This window comes from Sphingomonas sp. PAMC 26605, assembly GCF_000241485.1.
Taxonomy (GTDB): domain Bacteria; phylum Pseudomonadota; class Alphaproteobacteria; order Sphingomonadales; family Sphingomonadaceae; genus Sphingomonas.
In genome coordinates this window covers 1,646,971-1,663,392 of record NZ_JH584241.1, presented here as the reverse complement: position 1 = coordinate 1,663,392, position 16,422 = coordinate 1,646,971, and the positions used below count along the sequence as shown (strand labels likewise).

At 62.2% G+C, this 16,422-nt stretch carries 13 protein-coding genes; 5 read left to right on the top strand and 8 right to left on the bottom strand.

Going from position 1 to position 16,422, the window contains the following annotated elements; genetic code table 11:
• Positions 1-117: 117 nt before the first annotated feature.
• Positions 118-3,036, bottom strand: a complete 2,919-nt coding sequence (locus RH90_RS07730; RefSeq protein WP_198283394.1) for a TonB-dependent receptor — start codon at positions 3,034-3,036, stop codon at positions 118-120.
• Positions 3,037-3,432: 396 nt separating this feature from the next.
• Between RH90_RS07730 and RH90_RS07725 the strand changes: the two genes are divergently transcribed.
• Positions 3,433-4,617, top strand: coding sequence for a glycosyltransferase WbsX family protein (locus RH90_RS07725; RefSeq protein WP_010184910.1), 1,185 nt, complete (start codon positions 3,433-3,435; stop codon positions 4,615-4,617).
• Between the two features lie 32 nt (positions 4,618-4,649).
• Entirely contained in the window at positions 4,650-4,964 is a 315-nt protein-coding gene (locus RH90_RS07720) for an L-rhamnose mutarotase (RefSeq protein WP_010184909.1), read from the top strand.
• Between the two features lie 4 nt (positions 4,965-4,968).
• Here the strand turns inward: RH90_RS07720 and RH90_RS07715 are convergent, their stop codons facing one another.
• From RH90_RS07715 to RH90_RS07695, 5 genes are all read right to left on the bottom strand, one after another.
• Complete coding sequence (locus RH90_RS07715) at positions 4,969-5,916, bottom strand: AraC family transcriptional regulator (protein ID WP_010184908.1); 948 nt, start codon at positions 5,914-5,916, stop codon at positions 4,969-4,971.
• Between the two features lie 48 nt (positions 5,917-5,964).
• On the bottom strand, positions 5,965-7,923 hold the full coding sequence (locus RH90_RS07710) for a glycoside hydrolase family 2 protein (protein WP_010184907.1): 1,959 nt from the start codon (positions 7,921-7,923) through the stop codon (positions 5,965-5,967).
• A gap of 130 nt (positions 7,924-8,053) precedes the next feature.
• Positions 8,054-9,196, bottom strand: coding sequence for an FMN-dependent L-lactate dehydrogenase LldD (gene lldD, locus RH90_RS07705; protein WP_010184906.1), 1,143 nt, complete (start codon positions 9,194-9,196; stop codon positions 8,054-8,056).
• Entirely contained in the window at positions 9,193-9,957 is a 765-nt protein-coding gene (locus RH90_RS07700; RefSeq protein ID WP_010184905.1) for an SDR family NAD(P)-dependent oxidoreductase, read from the bottom strand. Before RH90_RS07700 ends, lldD begins: the two co-directional genes overlap by 4 nt.
• 4 nt (positions 9,958-9,961) lie before the next feature.
• On the bottom strand, positions 9,962-10,735 hold the full coding sequence (locus tag RH90_RS07695; protein ID WP_010184904.1) for an IclR family transcriptional regulator: 774 nt from the start codon (positions 10,733-10,735) through the stop codon (positions 9,962-9,964).
• Positions 10,736-10,828: 93 nt separating this feature from the next.
• On the opposite strand from RH90_RS07695, the gene rhmD reads away from it, so the two are divergent.
• Genes rhmD through RH90_RS07680 form a run of 3 tightly spaced genes read left to right on the top strand, consistent with a single transcriptional unit; the run spans position 10,829 to position 13,643 of the window.
• Positions 10,829-12,010, top strand: a complete 1,182-nt coding sequence (gene rhmD, locus RH90_RS07690) for an L-rhamnonate dehydratase (protein WP_010184903.1) — start codon at positions 10,829-10,831, stop codon at positions 12,008-12,010.
• A gap of 11 nt (positions 12,011-12,021) precedes the next feature.
• Complete coding sequence (locus RH90_RS07685; RefSeq protein WP_010184902.1) at positions 12,022-12,885, top strand: fumarylacetoacetate hydrolase family protein; 864 nt, start codon at positions 12,022-12,024, stop codon at positions 12,883-12,885.
• Positions 12,882-13,643 (top strand): SDR family NAD(P)-dependent oxidoreductase, encoded by a 762-nt coding sequence (locus RH90_RS07680; protein WP_010184901.1) that lies wholly within the window; start codon positions 12,882-12,884, stop codon positions 13,641-13,643. Before RH90_RS07685 ends, RH90_RS07680 begins: the two co-directional genes overlap by 4 nt.
• Before the next feature lie 221 nt (positions 13,644-13,864).
• Here RH90_RS07680 and RH90_RS07675 read toward each other — a convergent pair whose 3' ends face one another.
• On the bottom strand, positions 13,865-14,527 hold the full coding sequence (locus RH90_RS07675; protein WP_010184899.1) for a response regulator transcription factor: 663 nt from the start codon (positions 14,525-14,527) through the stop codon (positions 13,865-13,867).
• Positions 14,463-16,373: a PAS domain-containing sensor histidine kinase gene (locus RH90_RS07670; RefSeq protein WP_010184898.1), complete on the bottom strand. Its 1,911-nt coding sequence runs from the start codon at positions 16,371-16,373 to the stop codon at positions 14,463-14,465. The genes RH90_RS07675 and RH90_RS07670 overlap by 65 nt, the downstream gene beginning before the upstream one ends.
• Between the last annotated feature and the right edge of the window lie 49 nt (positions 16,374-16,422).

Below are 16,422 nucleotides of genomic sequence, written 5' to 3'. Positions count from 1 at the left end.
CATCGCATGCGGCGACCGCCGGGGTGAACATTGTTCGGGCCGCCTTCCCGATGACCGGTCAATGATCCGCCTGGACCGGGGCGCCAGCGAAAAAACCGGCGTCCGGCCCGGTATTTATCAGAACTTGCCGCGGACGCCGATCGTATAGGTGCGCGGCCGACTATAGATCGCGCTCAACACTGCTTCGGTGCCCAGATAGTCGGCACGGCCCTGCGCCGTCACGTTGGTGACGCTGCCGAACAGTTCGACCGCCTTGTTGATCGCGTAGGACGAACTGAGGTCGATCCTCGTTTCCGGACGCGTGAAAACGTTGGTGCCGGCAATCCCCGCGCCGGCCGCGAGCGGCGTGCCGATCAGGTAGCTCGTCCGGTAATTGAGCGCAGCGCGAAAGCTGAAGCCATATTTCTCGAAATAGGCGATCGCGTTCACATTGTGCTTCGACGAACCTGGGAAACTGACACTCGACCCGGAGCCGCTGGAAAATTGATCGACCTTACTGTCGACATAGGTATACGCGCCCTGAACGCCGAGACCGTCAAACGGCGACGACAGGAAGGTGAAGGGCTGGTTGAAGCCGATTTCAAATCCCTTGGCCGATCCGCTCGAGAAATTGAGCGGCGCCGTCAGTGAGAATACCTCGGCACCCTGCCCCGCAACAGTGCCAGGCGCGGTCGAGGTTATGATGAAGTTGCTGATCTTTTTGTAAAACGCGCTGAAGACGATTGCGCCCTTGTTAGGCGTGTAATATTCGGTCGTGAAATCGAAATTGAGCGACGTGATCGGCTTGAGCCGTGTGTTTCCGCCGCTCGAGTCATTAGGCCGGGTCGGATCATAAGCCGCCCCCCCGAAAAATTTGATCGTATTGCTGGTCGGCGACAGCTGAGCGTAATCCGGCAACGTGAGAGTCTTGGCGGCGTTGAAACGCACCGTCAGGTCATGCGACGGGTGCACGTTCAACGAAAGCGTCGGCAAAAATTTGGTATAGCGGTTGCGATCGGTCACCGCCGTCAACTGGTCGGGGGCCGTCTTGATGCGGAAAACGCGGTCGTCGAGGAATTGCGTGCCGACAAACCCTTGCGTATTTTCCGTGATCGTGACGGCGCGAACACCGACCGAACCGTCGACCCCGAGCGACCCGACCTCGCCCTTGAAATCAGCCTGACCATAAAAGGCGAGGTTGTCTTCCTTGATCAGGTACGTCGCGTTGGAATTGATCGGCGTCGCGTCGAGCGGGTTCGCCGAAGTCGGGAACGCGCCACTGAAGCTCGCTTGTCCGAATGCCGATCGTGGGCCGGTGAAGCCGCAATAATCGGTCGTCAAAAACGCGCAACCGGCCGCAAACGAAGGCGCCGGGAACCTCAAGCTGCCGTTATAGCCGCCCAAATTGCTGCCCTGGAATGGGGTGATGAATTCACCGGTATTGATAGCATTCGACAATTGATTGACACGGTCCGGCGTGTAGGCACCGCCCGGCACCGCCGTTCCGTTGGGGTATCGGATGGTCGGATAACCGAAGTTGGACCCGAACAGATCGAAAAAGCCGCCCGATCGAAAATCCACGGTCGTGCGGGCATAACGCCCGCCCGCTTTCAGTTTCACGTTAAAGCCGCCCAGATCGACGTCACGCGCGATATCGAGCCGATAGGAATACCGCTTCGACTTGTTCTGATAGGCGTTGCCCAGATCATAGCTCGGCGGAAAAATCGTGGGGTCGTAAATCCGCTGAAACGTGTTCTGCAGAATCGTGAATTGCGGGGCCTTGGGGTTCGTTCCGTCATATATGAACGACGCATAGGGCGCGAACACCAGGCCGGTGAAGTCGTTGGCCCGTAGGGTGACGCTCGAATAGCCGAAATCGCCGGTGATTGAGAGGCGGTCCTTCTTCCAGGCGAAGTTCGCACCACCATTATATTGTTCGATGCGACGGCTGTTCAATATGTTCTGCGGCACGGTATAATTCGACGTCGACTGCACCACGTCGCCTGGCTGAGAATATTGCGCTGCGCTGGTATCGACATAGACAAGCGCGCCGTTGACGATCTTGTAGGCGGAAGGCGGCAACTCGCCGTTCGTGGTGCCGATCGTATCGCTCGAAAAGCGCAGCGCGGGGTTGTCCTGGTTGATCTCGTACCGGTTGTAGGTGAGGTCAAGGTTGATATCGAGATTGTCGGTCGGACGGTATTGGACCGCACCGTTGAGCGCGAGCCGCTTACGGTCGTTTCGCAGTACCGCGATATTCTCGATGCTCGGTGCCAGAATATTCGGAATGGGCGTCACCACGCCCGCGCTGTTGATCGACCGGACGGTGCGGTTGACATAATCGACGGTCAGCGAATCCTGCCGCAACTTGGTGTCAGACCATACGCCCGAGACATAGATGCCCAGCGTATCGTCGAGCAATTTGGTGCCAAGGAAGCCGCTGATCCGCGGCGTCCATTTGTGCGCAATGTCGTCGTAGCTACCCTCCGCCGACAAGCCGCCGAAGGCACCGTGTCCCTTGTGGTCGAGCGGGCGCAACGTCCGCAGATCGATCTGCCCGGCGATACCGGGTTCGACCTGCTCTGCCTGCGACGATTTATAGACCAACACGTTAGTAAGGATTTCGGACGGGATGGCGTCGAAATTGAAAATACGCTGATTAGCGCCACCGTCACCGTAGGACAGCGCCTCGCGGCCGTTTAGCGTGACCGAGACGAATCCGGGGCCGAGGCCGCGAATCGAAATGCGATCGCCCGAATTGGCGTCGTCGTTGCGCTGGATCTGCAGACCCGGCACCCGGGCAAGCGCGTCGCCGATGCTCTGGTCGGAGAACTTGCCGAGATCCTCGGTTGAAATCGCCTCGACCACCGTCGTTGCGTTGCGCTTGATGTCCTGCGCACGCTGGATACTACCGCGAACGCCCGTCACGACGATATCGCCGCTGTCGGCGGCGGGCGGCGCCTGCGGTACAGACTGCGGCGTGCTCTGGTCATCGGATGGCTGCGCCGCGCCGGGCGCGACCGGTGCCGCTGTTTGCGCGAAGGCGGGGCCGGACATCAACATGCCCGCGGTCATGGCGGTGCAGGCTTTCAAATTAGCCTTCGCCAAACTCGCCCAAATAGTTCTTTTAACCACGCCTTACCTCCCCAACGGCTCTTCGGCCGAATTGTTTTGCGTGAGGTGTAAGCCGACAAGGCATTTGCCCATTGCCAGCCCAAACATCCTCTCATTGTGGCCCGCTTGCATAAACAACAAATGTTCGCTGTAGCCGCTTACCTACCTGCCATCCGGCGAAGCATTATGCAATTGTAGATGATAGGACATAGTTGACTAGTACGTTGGACATTATTGACCTGCGAACTTTGTTTTTCATCGAGCCTTTACTTTACGCGCCAAGACAGAGATCTAGCGGACAACCTATGCAGGAGAGGGCAGAACGACATGAGGAACGAGATGGCAACCGAACAATCGGGCCATGACGCGATTGACGTGCTGGCATATTATTTTCCGCAATTTCACGCCGACCCGCAAAACTCGATCTGGCATGGCGAGGCGTGGACCGAATGGGACCTGCTCCGTGCCGCCCAGCCGCGATACCCCGGACATCAGCAACCCAAAGTACCCGCCTGGGGTGAACTGGATGAATCCGATCCGCGAAACTGTGCCCGGGAAATCGATCTGGCGGTCGATCATGGCATCACCGGCTTCATTTACGACTGGTATTGGTACCGCGAAAAACCGTTCCTGAATCGCGCGCTCGAGCAGGGCTTCCTGCAAGCCGGCAACACCGCACGGATGAAATTTGCGCTGATGTGGGCCAACCACGACTGGCTGAACATTTTCCCCGCCAGTGCCGATAGAAGCCCCGAACTGCTGGCTGGTGGCGCGCTCGGCGCCGAGGCGTTCGACGCGATGACCGACTACATCGTCGATCGGTATTTCCGCCAGCCAAATTACCTCCGCGTGGATGGCGGCCTGTATTTCTCGATCTATGAACTCGGCACTTTTCTAAAGGGCCTGGGCGGCATCGACCCGGCAAAACGAGCCCTCGAATCCTTCCGCGGCAAGGTTCGCGACGCCGGGCTCGGCGAATTGCATTTGAACGGTGTCGTATGGGGATTCACCGTGCTTCCGAGCGAGACGGCATTGAGCGACGTCAACCAGGTGATCGGTGACCTGGGCTTCTCCAGCGTCACGACCTATGCCTGGGTACACCATTACGAACCGGGCACGCATGGCTTTCCCGCCGGCAGCTACGCCCAGGCAGCCGACCATAGTTACCGTGCATGGCAGAAATATCGCGACCAGTTCGCCCTGCCCTATCATCCCAACGTGTCGATGGGATGGGACCCGACCCCACGCACGCAGCAGGACGCCGCGTATCTGGACCGTGGCTATCCGTGGAACGCGGTACTCGAAGGGAACACGCCGGAAGCGTTCGGGAGGGCGCTCGAACGCGCAAAGCAATTCGTCGCCGGACACCCAGCGGCTGGACGCGTGATCACGATCAATGCCTGGAACGAATGGACCGAGGGCAGCTACCTGCTGCCAGACACGGTCACGGGCCTCGCTTATCTGCGCCAGGTCAGGGACGTGTTCGGCGCGCCGGTCGACGCGATGGCCCACGACGCGGAGTGATGGCCATGCCCGATGGGAAGAGAGATCGACGCATGGAAAAGATCGCGTTCCGGATGCAGCTGAAGCCCGGCATGCTCGACGCCTATCGCCGCCACCACGATGCGATCGCGCCCGAGTTGGTCGCGCTGTTGCGCGGCGCGGGGATACAGGATTATTCGATCCACCACGATGCGCACTACAATGCGCTGTTCGCGACGCTGTGGCGCGCCGACGATCACGCGATGGATGATCTGCCTAAATCACCGGTCATGTTGCAGTGGTGGGACATGATGGCGCCGTTGATGGAAACCGATGCCGATGGGATGCCGGTCAGCGTGCCGCTGGACACCGTCTTCCATTTGCCGTGACGGTTTACGGCACCACCGGATCGGGCACGAGTTCGGTGGCCGGTTTGCGTGCATGCTCACGATATTGCGACGCGCTCACGCCGAAGCGCGCGCGAAAATGGCGCGCGAACAATCCGGAATCGAACCAGCCGACGTCGCACGCGATCGTGGAAATTGGCTTGTCGGTATGCAACAGCAATTCGGCCGCCCGCTCCAGGCGCCAGCGCGCAAGGTAAGATTTCGGCGGCAGGCCCGTCCAGCGATGAAACAGTCGCGTCAGATACGATCCGTTGAGACTGACGGCGTCGGCCAGTTCGCCCAAAGTCCAGTTATGCGCGACATCCTTTTCGAACAACTCGATGCAGGTCCGCACCGCGGCCGGCATCGCGGCGGTCTCATCCTGAAAATCGTGCGCCGCCGATCCGCGCATTTCCTGAAACAGAAGCAGAAGCCGCCCGACATGCGCCGCCGTCGTGTTGATAGCGCTAGTGTCGTTCGACAGCCGCAGGATCGCATCGCACTGCTCGACCGCACGCGACAGGGCGTCGGACTGGAGCTCGAACATCGTGCCACCGTCGCGGTTCAGGGAGCGCGGCGACCAGATCAACTGGCTGAAGACGGGGTCGTCGCGGGTCCATGACAATTCGTTCCACAGCATGTCGGTCGCGACGTAACAGTCATAGAGCTCGAGCCGATCGCAATTGAGATAGGCGTGCCACCCGCCCGCCGGCAGGACGATGCCCATTCCCCGGTGGATCGGCTTGTCGCCGTGCACGGTCCGATGCAGCGCCGTCCCGCCCAGCACCAGCGCAATTTCCAGGAAACCGTGATCATGCGACCCCAAATCCCCGTCGATGACATGACGGTGGGCGCCTACGCGGGAACTATTGCGCTCAAAAACCTCGACCGCGTCGATATGGTCGCGCGGCGACGCGCTGAAGAAACGGCTCGTCGTGATCGATTCGCGCGTCACCGGCGCCGCGCTCTGCCGAAAGGCGCAAGGGTCGACAGGCGCATCATGTCACTCACGACGCTGGAACAGGGGCGCGTGGATTCGCGCGAGCTGATCGGCCGGGATTTTCGCGACTTCCCTGTCATAGGTCAGCAAGCCGTTGACTTCACCCTCGACGTCGGTCGTCTGGGTATAGACCGCCGCGCCAAGGCCATTTTCCCGCGCTTGGCGGATGATTTCGTCAAGCTTGGTCGTGTAGCGCTTGGCAAAATCGGCGGTGTCCGCGGCGCCCTGATATCCCCAGCTTTGCCGTTCCGGGAACCACAAATGCCCCGCGACCGGCAACCCGACGCCGCCATATTCTCCGATCGCGATCGCGCGCGCGGCATGATTGGCGGGAACGCGCAGGACATCGTCATAGGTATGGATGTCGAAAATGTTGGACCCCTCGTCGCCCGTATCGAGCCACCCGCTCGCCTTGTCGACGATCCGGCTCGGGTCAAGGTTCCGCACCATCTTGCCCAGTCGAGTCGATGCGTATTGCCCCCAGCCTTCGTTGTTCACGACCCAGGTGACGATGGAAGGATGATTCCGCAAGGCGTTGATGATCCGCGTCAGCTCGGCTTCATATTCGTTCATCGCCGATATCGGCATCAACGCTTCTTCCTGCGATTGCTCGCGAGCAAGCTGGTCGAGGCTTTCGTCGTCGAAGCCGGCGGGCATGTCCTGCCAGATCAGGATCCCCAAGCGGTCGGCTTCGTAGTAATATTGTTCCGGCTCGACCTTGATGTGTTTGCGCAGCATGTTGAACCCGGCCTTCTTCAAGAAGCCCAGTTCAAAGCGCATCGCATCTTCCGATGGCGGAGTGAGCAACCCGTCTGGCCACCAACCCTGATCGAGCACGCCGTTCTGGAACAGCGGCTTGTTGTTGAGCAGCAACGCCGGTTGGCCGGCTACGGGACCCGGCCCGATCGAGCTTTTCCGCATTGCGAAATACCCCGTTACGGTGTCGGACGGCGTGCCGAGCGCGACGGCATCGCGATAGAAATCGCGTTCGGTCGAATTCAACATCCAGCGCCCACGGGCGCCGTGTGGGCTGACGATTGCGTCTTTCGTGGCGGGCACCGGATCGGCGACTTTCACGAGCTGTACCTTGAGATCGTACAGGAACGGATCATCGGGGCTCCATAAATGCGCGCCCGCGATGGGAAGCGTCGCACGGCGATTGGCCCGCAGCAGCGTCGACGCGACCACCTTGCCATGCGACAGCGCGGTGATCCGCACCGCGTCGCTGTCGCTGGCCGAATGATTGAGCACGACGTCGACATGGAGTTCGCCCTGATCGATGTCGGGCGTCATCCTGACGTCCTCGATATGGAGCGCGGGCACGGGCTCCAGCCAGACGGTCTGCCAGATACCGGTCACCGCCGTGTACCAGATTGTATTCGGTTTGAGCAGTTGCTTGCCGCGCGGCTGATTGTCGGCAGAGGTCGGGTCGGCGACCTGGACGGTCAGCTCGTTGCCGCCCGCCTTTAGATAATCGGTGACGTCGAGGCTGAAGGGATCGGAACCGCCGCGATGCGTCCCGACGATCGCGCCGTTGACGAACACGACCGACTGATAATCGACCGCGCCGAAATGCAGAATAATGCGCTGCCCGCGCCAGTCTGCGGGAACGTCGAAGTGGCGCTTGTACCAAAGCCGGTCGCTTGGCGTGACGCGGCGCCCAACGCCCGAAAGTTTCGACTCGACCGCGAAGGGAACGAGGATCGTGCCGTCCATCATCGTCGGCGCCGGGTCCGTTTCTGGCCGGATGGCGTATTGCCAATTGCCGTTGAGATTCGCCCAGCGATCGCGGCGGAGCTGGGGGCGTGGATAGCTACGCCAGGCATTGTCGGCCGTGACGGTCTTTCCCCAGCGCGTTATCAAATCGCTCGCATAGACGTGATCGGGCGCGGTGGTTTGGCCCATGGCGGCAGGGATATGGAAAAGCGCGAGCATCGACATCGCGGTCGTTCGCATCAACATTTTCACCAGAGCGCTCCCGACCCCTGTTGCAGGCTGTGGATCGTGCATACCGACACCGCAGCCTAACGACAATAAAATTCTATATGCTGTGCTAATGTACCGTATTGTGGGATGTATGCCATCGACCGATCTAATCGACCAATCGACTGTGGTCCATGTCAGCTACCGACGTGCACCCGGTCAGCGCCATTGCCACGCGCATTTCCGCTTCAATCAGTTGCAGCAAATGCGCGACCCCTGCCTGCCCTCCCCCAGCGAGCGCGTAGACCCACGCTCGCCCAAGCAAAATGCCTTCCGCGCCGAGCGCGAGCAGGCGAACGACGTCGAGCCCGGATCGCACCCCACCATCGGCCAGCACTGTCAGGCGAGTGCCGACTGCAGCGGCAATCGCCGGCAATGCGCGTGCGGTGGATGGCACGCCGTCCAGCTGTCGTCCGCCATGATTGGATACGACGATGCCGTCCGCACCGATATCGGCGGCGGTAATGGCATCGTCGCGATCGAGAATACCCTTGATGATCAGCGGCCCGTCCCATTCGGCACGGATGAAATCGAGGTCGCGCCAAGTGACGGTGGGATCGAAATTGCCGCGCATCCACGCGAAGAAATCTTCCAGCCCGCTATCCTTGCCGAGCACGGGCGCGACATTGCCAAGCTGGTGCGGGCGCCCGTGAATGCCTACGTCCCACGCCCAGCGGGGATGCATCGCGCCTTGCCAGATTCGGCGCAGATTGCCCATCGCGCCCGAAGCGCCGGCCAGCCCCGAATGATAGTCGCGATAGCGCGCGCCGGGCACCGGCATGTCTACCGTAAAGACCAGCGCCGAACATTGCGCGGCCTTCGCCTGGGCAAGCAAATCCTTCATGAAGCCGCGGTCGCGGATCATGTAGAGCTGGAACCAGAACGGCGTTTCGGTGCCGCGCGCGACTTCGTCGATCGGGCAGGCAGAAACGGTGGACAGGCAAAACGGCACGCCCGCCGCCGCCGCCGCGCGCGCAGCCTGCACCTCGCCACGCCGCGCGTTCATGCCCGCCAAACCCACGGGTGCGAGGATCACGGGCAACGCCTGTCGATGGCCAAACAGGCGCACCGATGGGTCGATCGCCGACACATCATTCAACACGCGCTGGCGTAGCGCGATATTCTCGAGATCAGCGACGTTCCGCCTCAGCGTCACTTCGGCGTAGGAGCCACCGTCGATATAGTCGAACAGGAACCGTGGCAGCCGACGCCGCGCCAGTTCTCGGTAATCGAGCGCCGACGCTGCCTTCATTGGAGATTCACGAACGCGCCACCATCGACCAGCAATGATGCACCGGTAACGTACCGCGCCATGTCGGACGCCAGGAACACGATCGGCCCGACAAGATCGTCCGCATCGCCCAGTCGGCCGAGCGGCACCCGCGCGGCCATCCGCTCGCGCTTGGCCAAATCGGCAAGGTCATCCTTGTTGATGTCGGTGAGGATCGTACCGGGCAGCACCGAATTGCAGCGGATGCCGTGCTTTCCCAGCGCGATCGCGGCGGACTGCATCAACGAATGCACGCCGGCTTTGGTCGGCGTGTAATGCGTCTGGAACTCGCCGCCGACAAGCGCCGAGATCGACGAAACCGCGACGATCGCACCGCCGTCGCCTTGCGCGACCATCTGGTTCGCCGCGGCCTGCACCATGAAATACGCACCGTGAAGATTGACTTGCATCGTTCGCTCGAACGTCGCGGCCGGCATGTCGAGAAACGCGTGGAACGGGCAAATGCCGGCATTGTTGACGAACACGTCGACCCGCCCCAGCGCCTCGGTCGCGCGCGCCACGAAGTCGGTCGCGGTCGCGAGATGGGCAACATCGCCCCGGATCGCGATGCCCTTGCACCCGCACGCCTCGATCGCTGCGACGCAACTGTCCGCGCCGGCATCGTCGGCATGGAAATTGATCGCGACATCCGCGCCGTGCCGCGCCGCACCGATCGCCACGGCGCGACCAATGCCGACCGACGCGCCCGTGACCAGCACCGTTTTTCCCGCGAGCAGTTTCACCGGTTCACTCTCCTTGGCTCCAGCCGAGATCGTGCCCGATCGCGAACGCTGTCTGCGCGACGATGGGCGATAACGCGTTCATCCGGTCGTCGCTCATATATTGCGCCGCGCTCGACACGCTGATCGCGCCTACGACGCGCCCGGCGGCATCGCGCACGGGCGGTGCCACGCACCGGATCTGATCCTCGTTTTCCTCGAGGTCGAATGCGCATCCGGCGGCGGCATAGTCGTGCATGCGACCTTCCCAGATCACAGGGTCGGCGCCGTTGCGATCGGCGGCAAAGCGTTCGCGCCAGTAATCGGGGTGATGATCGCGCATCAGGGCCTTGCCCAGGCCCGTCGAGCTCAGGGGTTGACGATCGCCGACGCGGCTGGAGATGGTGATCCGCCGGCGGCCCGGCATCTTGTCGAGATACAAAGCCTGGCCGTTATCGAGCACGCCGCAATGCACCGCGTCCCCGGTCTGATCGGACAGCGCTTCGAGGTGCGGGCGAACCGTTTGTATCAGATCGGTCTGCGCGTGGGCGAGATGGCCGAGCGCTAGCAACTTCGACCCCAGTCGGTATCCCTCGCGCGGCGCGAACGCGAGGTAACCGCGTTCGCCGAGCGATGCCGCCAACCGATGCGTCGTGCTGCGCGTCAGGCCGAGCCGTTCGGCAAGCTCGTTGAGCGTACCTGTCCCGTCGGAAACCGCCTCGATCACGTCGAGACCACGCATCATGGTCTGGATGCCGGCCGCACCGCCGCTGGTCGTTAGGCCGTTATGCTCCACATCCATCCCATTCTCTTAAACGGCGTTTCATTATATGAAAATACCTGTTGCTCGTATCGCGGCAATTTTGTTAAGGATCGGGCAACGGGAGAGTAGAGGATGTTGCCGAAGATCAAGCACGTCCGCGCCTTTACAGCCACCGGTGGCGGCGCGGATTATCACGATCAGTCGGGTGATCACTGGATCGATGACCACATCGCCACCCCGATGAGCCGTTATCCGGAATACCGCCAGTCGCGCCGCAGCTTCGGCATCAACGTGCTGGGTACCTTGGTCGTCGAGATTGAAGCAGAGGACGGCACGATCGGTTTTGCAGTCACCACTGGTGGCGAGCCGGCATGTTATATCGTCGAAAAGCATCTCGCCCGTTTCCTGGAAGGCCGCGATCCCGCGGAGACGGAAAAAATCTGGGGCCAGATGTATTTCTCCACCCAATATTACGGGCGCAAGGGACTGGTCGTAAACGCCATTTCTGGTGTCGATCTTGCGCTGTGGGATTTGCTCGGCAAGCTTCGGCAGGAACCGGTCTATCATTTGCTGGGCGGCGCGGTGCGGGACGAACTGCAGTTTTACGCAACCGGCGCGCGACCCGACATCGCCCGGGACCTGGGATTCATCGGCGGCAAGATGCCACTCCACCACGGCCCGGCCGAGGGGCTCGAAGGATTGCACAAGAACGTGGCCATGCTCGCCGACATGCGCGCAAAATGCGGTGACGATTTCTGGCTGATGTACGATTGCTGGATGGCGCTCGACGTCGATTACGCGACGCGCCTTGCCATCGCCTGCCACGAATACGGTCTGAAATGGATCGAGGAGGCAATCAGCCCGGACGATTATTGGGGCTATGCAGCACTGCGACGCAACGTGCCCCGCGGAATGCTCGTCACCACCGGCGAGCATGAAGCGACCCGTTGGGGATTCCGGATGCTGCTCGAAATGGAGTGCTGCGACATCCTCCAGCCCGACGTCGGCTGGTGCGGCGGCATTACCGAACTGCTCAAGATCAGCGCGCTTGCCGATGCCCATGGTAAACTCGTGATCCCGCATGGATCGTCGGTCTATAGTTACCATTTCGTCGTCACGCGCCACAATTCGCCGTTCGCCGAGTTTCTGATGATGCACCCGGGGCCGACCGAAGTCGTGCCGATGTTCGCTCCGCAACTGCTGGGGGAACCCGTGCCGGTGAACGGCCGGATCAAGGCCAGCGCGCTCGATGCGCCGGGCTTCGGCGTTTCGTTAAATCCCGACGTGCCGCTGCGCCGTCCCTATACGCACTGAGGAAACGCGCGATGAAGCTTTGCCGCTACGGTACGAAGGGTGAGGAAAGGCCCGGTCTGGTCGACAAAGACGGTTGCATCCGTGATCTGTCGGCCCTCATCCCCGATCTGACTCCGATCGAGGTGACCCCGGAAAGCATCGCTCTCCTGCGAACGATCGATCCCGAAACGCTGCCGTTGGTCGGCGGTGCGCCGCGTTACGGTGTCCCGGTGAACGGTATCGGTAAATTTATCGCGGTCGGCCTCAACTATGCCGATCACGCGGCCGAAGCCGGCCTGCCGGTACCACCCGAGCCTGTCTTTTTCACCAAGGCGATTTCGTGCCTGACCGGCCCCGACGACCCGGTGATGATTCCGCGGGGTTCGCAAAAGACCGATTGGGAAGTCGAACTCGGCATCGTCATCGGCACAACCTGCCGTTACGTCGAGGAAGCGGACGCGCTTGATTATGTAGCGGGCTATGTTCTCGTCAACGACGTGTCCGAGCGCGCCTTTCAAAAGGAACTCGGTAGCCAGTGGGACAAAGGCAAGGGGTGCGACACGTTCGGCCCCGTCGGTCCGTGGCTCGTCACGCCGGACGAGGTTGGCGATTGCCAGGCGCTAGACATGTTTCTCGATGTCAACGGCACGCGCCGCCAGACCGGCAACACAAGGACGATGATCTTCCCGGTCGCGCACTGCATCGCCTATGTCTCGCGCTTCATCACGCTGCATCCCGGCGATGTGTTGACGACCGGGACGCCCCCCGGCGTGGGTGAGGGGCAGAGACCCACTCCAATTTTCTTGAAGCCAGGCGATACGGTGCGGCTCGGCGTCGAAAAGCTGGGCGAGCAGTGTCAGAACGTGATCGCCTTCGACCTCGCGGCCGTGGCATGAGCGTGTCCCCCACCCGTTTCGCGGGCCGTTTTTCCGGGCGTTGTGCGATCGTCACCGGCGGTGCGTCGGGGCTGGGCAAGGCCGTCGCTAAACGTATCGTCGACGAGGGCGGCACCGTCGCCCTGTGGGACATGAACGCCGATTCGCTGGCCGATGCCCGGGCGGAAATCGGCGCGACCCACGTCGTCGCGCTGGACGTGTCCGACCATGCAGCAGTAGAGCGAGCCGCGCGCGACAGCGTTGCCGCGCTCGGCAAGGTGGACATTCTCGTCGCATCGGCCGGCATCACGGGCTCGACCGCGCCGGTCCAGGATTACCCCGTCGATAGCTGGCTTCGCGTGATGGCGATCAACGTCAACGGCCTATTCTATTGCAACCGCGCCATCGTGCCGGCCATGCTGGCGAACGGCTATGGTCGGATCGTCAACGTGTCGTCGGTGGCCGGCAAGGAAGGCAACCCCAACGCTTCGGCCTATTCGGCGTCGAAGGCAGCGGTCATCGGGCTCACCAAGTCGCTCGGCAAGGAACTGGCGGGCAAAGGCGTCGTCGCCAATGCGATTACCCCGGCGACGTTCGAAAGCCCGATCCTCGCCCAGCTTCCGCCCAGCCAGGTGGAGTATATGCGCTCGAAAATCCCGATGGGTCGCTTAGGCGAGATCGACGAGACCGCCGCAATGGTGTGCTTCATGGCCAGTGAGGAGTGCAGCTTCACGACTGCCGCCACCTTCGATACATCGGGTGGCCGGACCACATTTTGATGGCGGCGGCGGATGTGATGCGCGGTGCTCGACTTCTCGTGGCCTGGCACGCCGACCGACAACGCGTTCATCTTCATCCTCCGGTTCCAAAGACACCTTAACTCGGTGTCCACGAAACCGGCAGCAGCTCAACGGTAGGCGCCCGTGACACGACGGTTGCGCCACGCGCGTTGTAGGCGGGCGCCAAACGAAGACGGCGCTTCCGCAATACCGTCACCGCTTTATAGCCCCTCCACCTTTTCGTCGAGTTCGGCGAGGAAGGCGATCCGCAGCGCGGTCGACAATCGTGTCGCGCCGAGCTTAGCCATCAGGCTGCCCCGGTGCGTCTCGACCGTTCGCGGGCTGAGGTTGAGCCGTTGCGCGATTTCTTTGTTCGAGCCGCCAGCGGTGAGCCCCTGGAGCACCTCAAGTTCGCGCTCCGTCAGCCGCTCCACCGCGCGCGCCGCCTCGCTGTAGCGTTTCCGGCGCAATGTGGTGACGGCGCGCTCGGCGAGTGCCTCGCGTATGGCGTTGAGCAGCACCATGGCCTCGAATGGCTTCTCGATGAAATCGATCGCGCCACCCTTCATCGCCCGCACCGCCAGATTGACGTCGGCATGCCCCGTCAGCAGGATTACGGGCAGGGGATCGTCGGCCGCGTTCAATCGGGCCTGAACGTCGAATCCGTCGAGCTCGGGCATCCGGATGTCGATCAGCGCGATCTCGTTGGTGCCGTTGCGCGTTCCGCGTTCCAGGAACGAGTGTCCGTCCTCCCAATGGAAGACCTGATATCCTTCATTCTCGAGCAGGAAGGCGATCGAGGAGCGAACCCATTCCTCGTCATCGACGACGTGGATGACGGGAAGCTGGCTTTGGCTCGGCGAACTGTAATTGCTCCGATTCATGATCAGGCTCCTCGCGTTGCAACGTGAACCGGAAGCATGCGCCACCGGTTTCGGCTCGGAGGACTTCGATGCGCCCTCCTTGTGCTTCGATCATCGTCTGACAAATGGACAGGCCCAGCCCCATCCCCATGGTCTTGGTCGTGCGGAAGGCGCGGAAGAGATCGTCCTGCACGTCCTCGCGCAAGCCTGGTCCCGAATCGACCACGTCGATCTCGACGGCGCTCGCCGATCCGACGCGACACGTGATCCAGATTTCGCGATCGTCGCAGCCTTCCATCGCTTCGATCGCGTTTCGGAGCAGATTGACGAAGACCTGCTGGACTTGGATTCGATCGGCGATCACGTTCACCGTTTGGGCCGGAAGACGATTGTGGAGCTTGATCCCGTGCTCGGTCAGTTGTGCGCGCATCAAGGTCGTGGCTTCGTGGATCAGCGTGCGGATCGGATAGACCTCGAGCAGGAGTTCGCCGCGCTGTACGAACTCGCGCAGCCGCGTCAGGATCGTTCCGGCGCGGATCGCCTCGTTGCTGGCTACGTTCAGCGCCTCGCCCAGCACCTTCAGGTCACACGCTCGGCTGCGGCGCAGGAGCGATCGACACCCTTCGAGATAGGTCGCGACCGCGGTCATCGGCTGCGCGAGCTCGTGGCCCAGCGTCGACGCCAGCGTTCCCATCGCGCTGATGCGCGACGCGTGGACGAGTTGCGCCTGCAGGTCGCACACGCGCGCCTCGCGTTCCTCCTGCTCGGTGATGTCGCGCATGAAGGCCGTGATCAACCGGCGCCCGGATCCGCTCGTGCTGCCGATCGCCAGTTCGACCGGGAATTCGGTGCCGTCGGCGCGCTGCCCGATGACGCGCCGGCGCTGGCCGATCTTCGCGTCGTAGCCGCGCGCGACATAGTCCGCGATAACGTTGCTGTGCCATTGGCGCTTCGGGAACGGAAGGAGCAGCGACACGTCCTGCCCGATGATCTCCGCAGCAGAATAGCCGAACATTGCCTCCGCCGCGGTGCCGAACGATACGATCGCGCCCGTGCCGTCGGCCACTACCATCGCCTCGGGCACGGTATCGAGGATCGAGCGCAATTGCGCTTCGCTCGACTCGATCCGGGCGATCGCCTCCATCTCGTGCGTCACGTCCCGAACGATCTTGGCATATCCCAGGATATCGCCGCTCGGCGCGCGCAGCGCGGAGACGCGGACGTCGGCGAGGAAGGTCGATCCGTCCGCACGGCGGCGCGGCAGGACCGCGGCGAAACCGCCATGCGTGCGCGCATGCTCGAGGTCACGCTGCGGCTGCCCCAGTGCCACCTGTTCGTCGGTGTAGAAAAGGTCCCACGACCGCCCGAGGATGAGATCCTCGCTCCACCCTTTCAGGCGCTCGGCGCCTCGGTTCCAGCGCAGCACCTTGCCCTGGGGATCGGTCAGATAGATCGCATGGTCCTCGAGCCCGTCGATCAGCAATGCGAGCTCCTGCGCCTCGAGCCGCGCGAAGTCGCCGACCTGCTGCGCGCGATCGCGCCATCGCTCCATCTGACGCGTCATCAGGATGATCCCGAGGCTCACCCCCTCGAAGATGATCAGCAGCGGAGCCGCCTCCGGTCGGCCCGAGAGATAGAGCACGTAGACCGTGCCGCCCGACAGGATCGCGCAGGCGAGCGCGGGGCCGGTACCGGCAAGCGCGGCGGCCGCCAGAACGGCGGGGGTGAAGAAGGTGAAGCCGACGGCATGGCCAAGCAAGGGCGACAGCGTCGCTCGAACGGCGACGAACAGGGCGACGAGGAGGATTGCGTACCCGTATCGGATAAACACCGACGTACGCGCCGGGCGGGCCGCGTGGGCGCCCACGGGGCTTCTCGTTTCAGGACTCGCTACGCTACCCTCAACCCGTTGCACA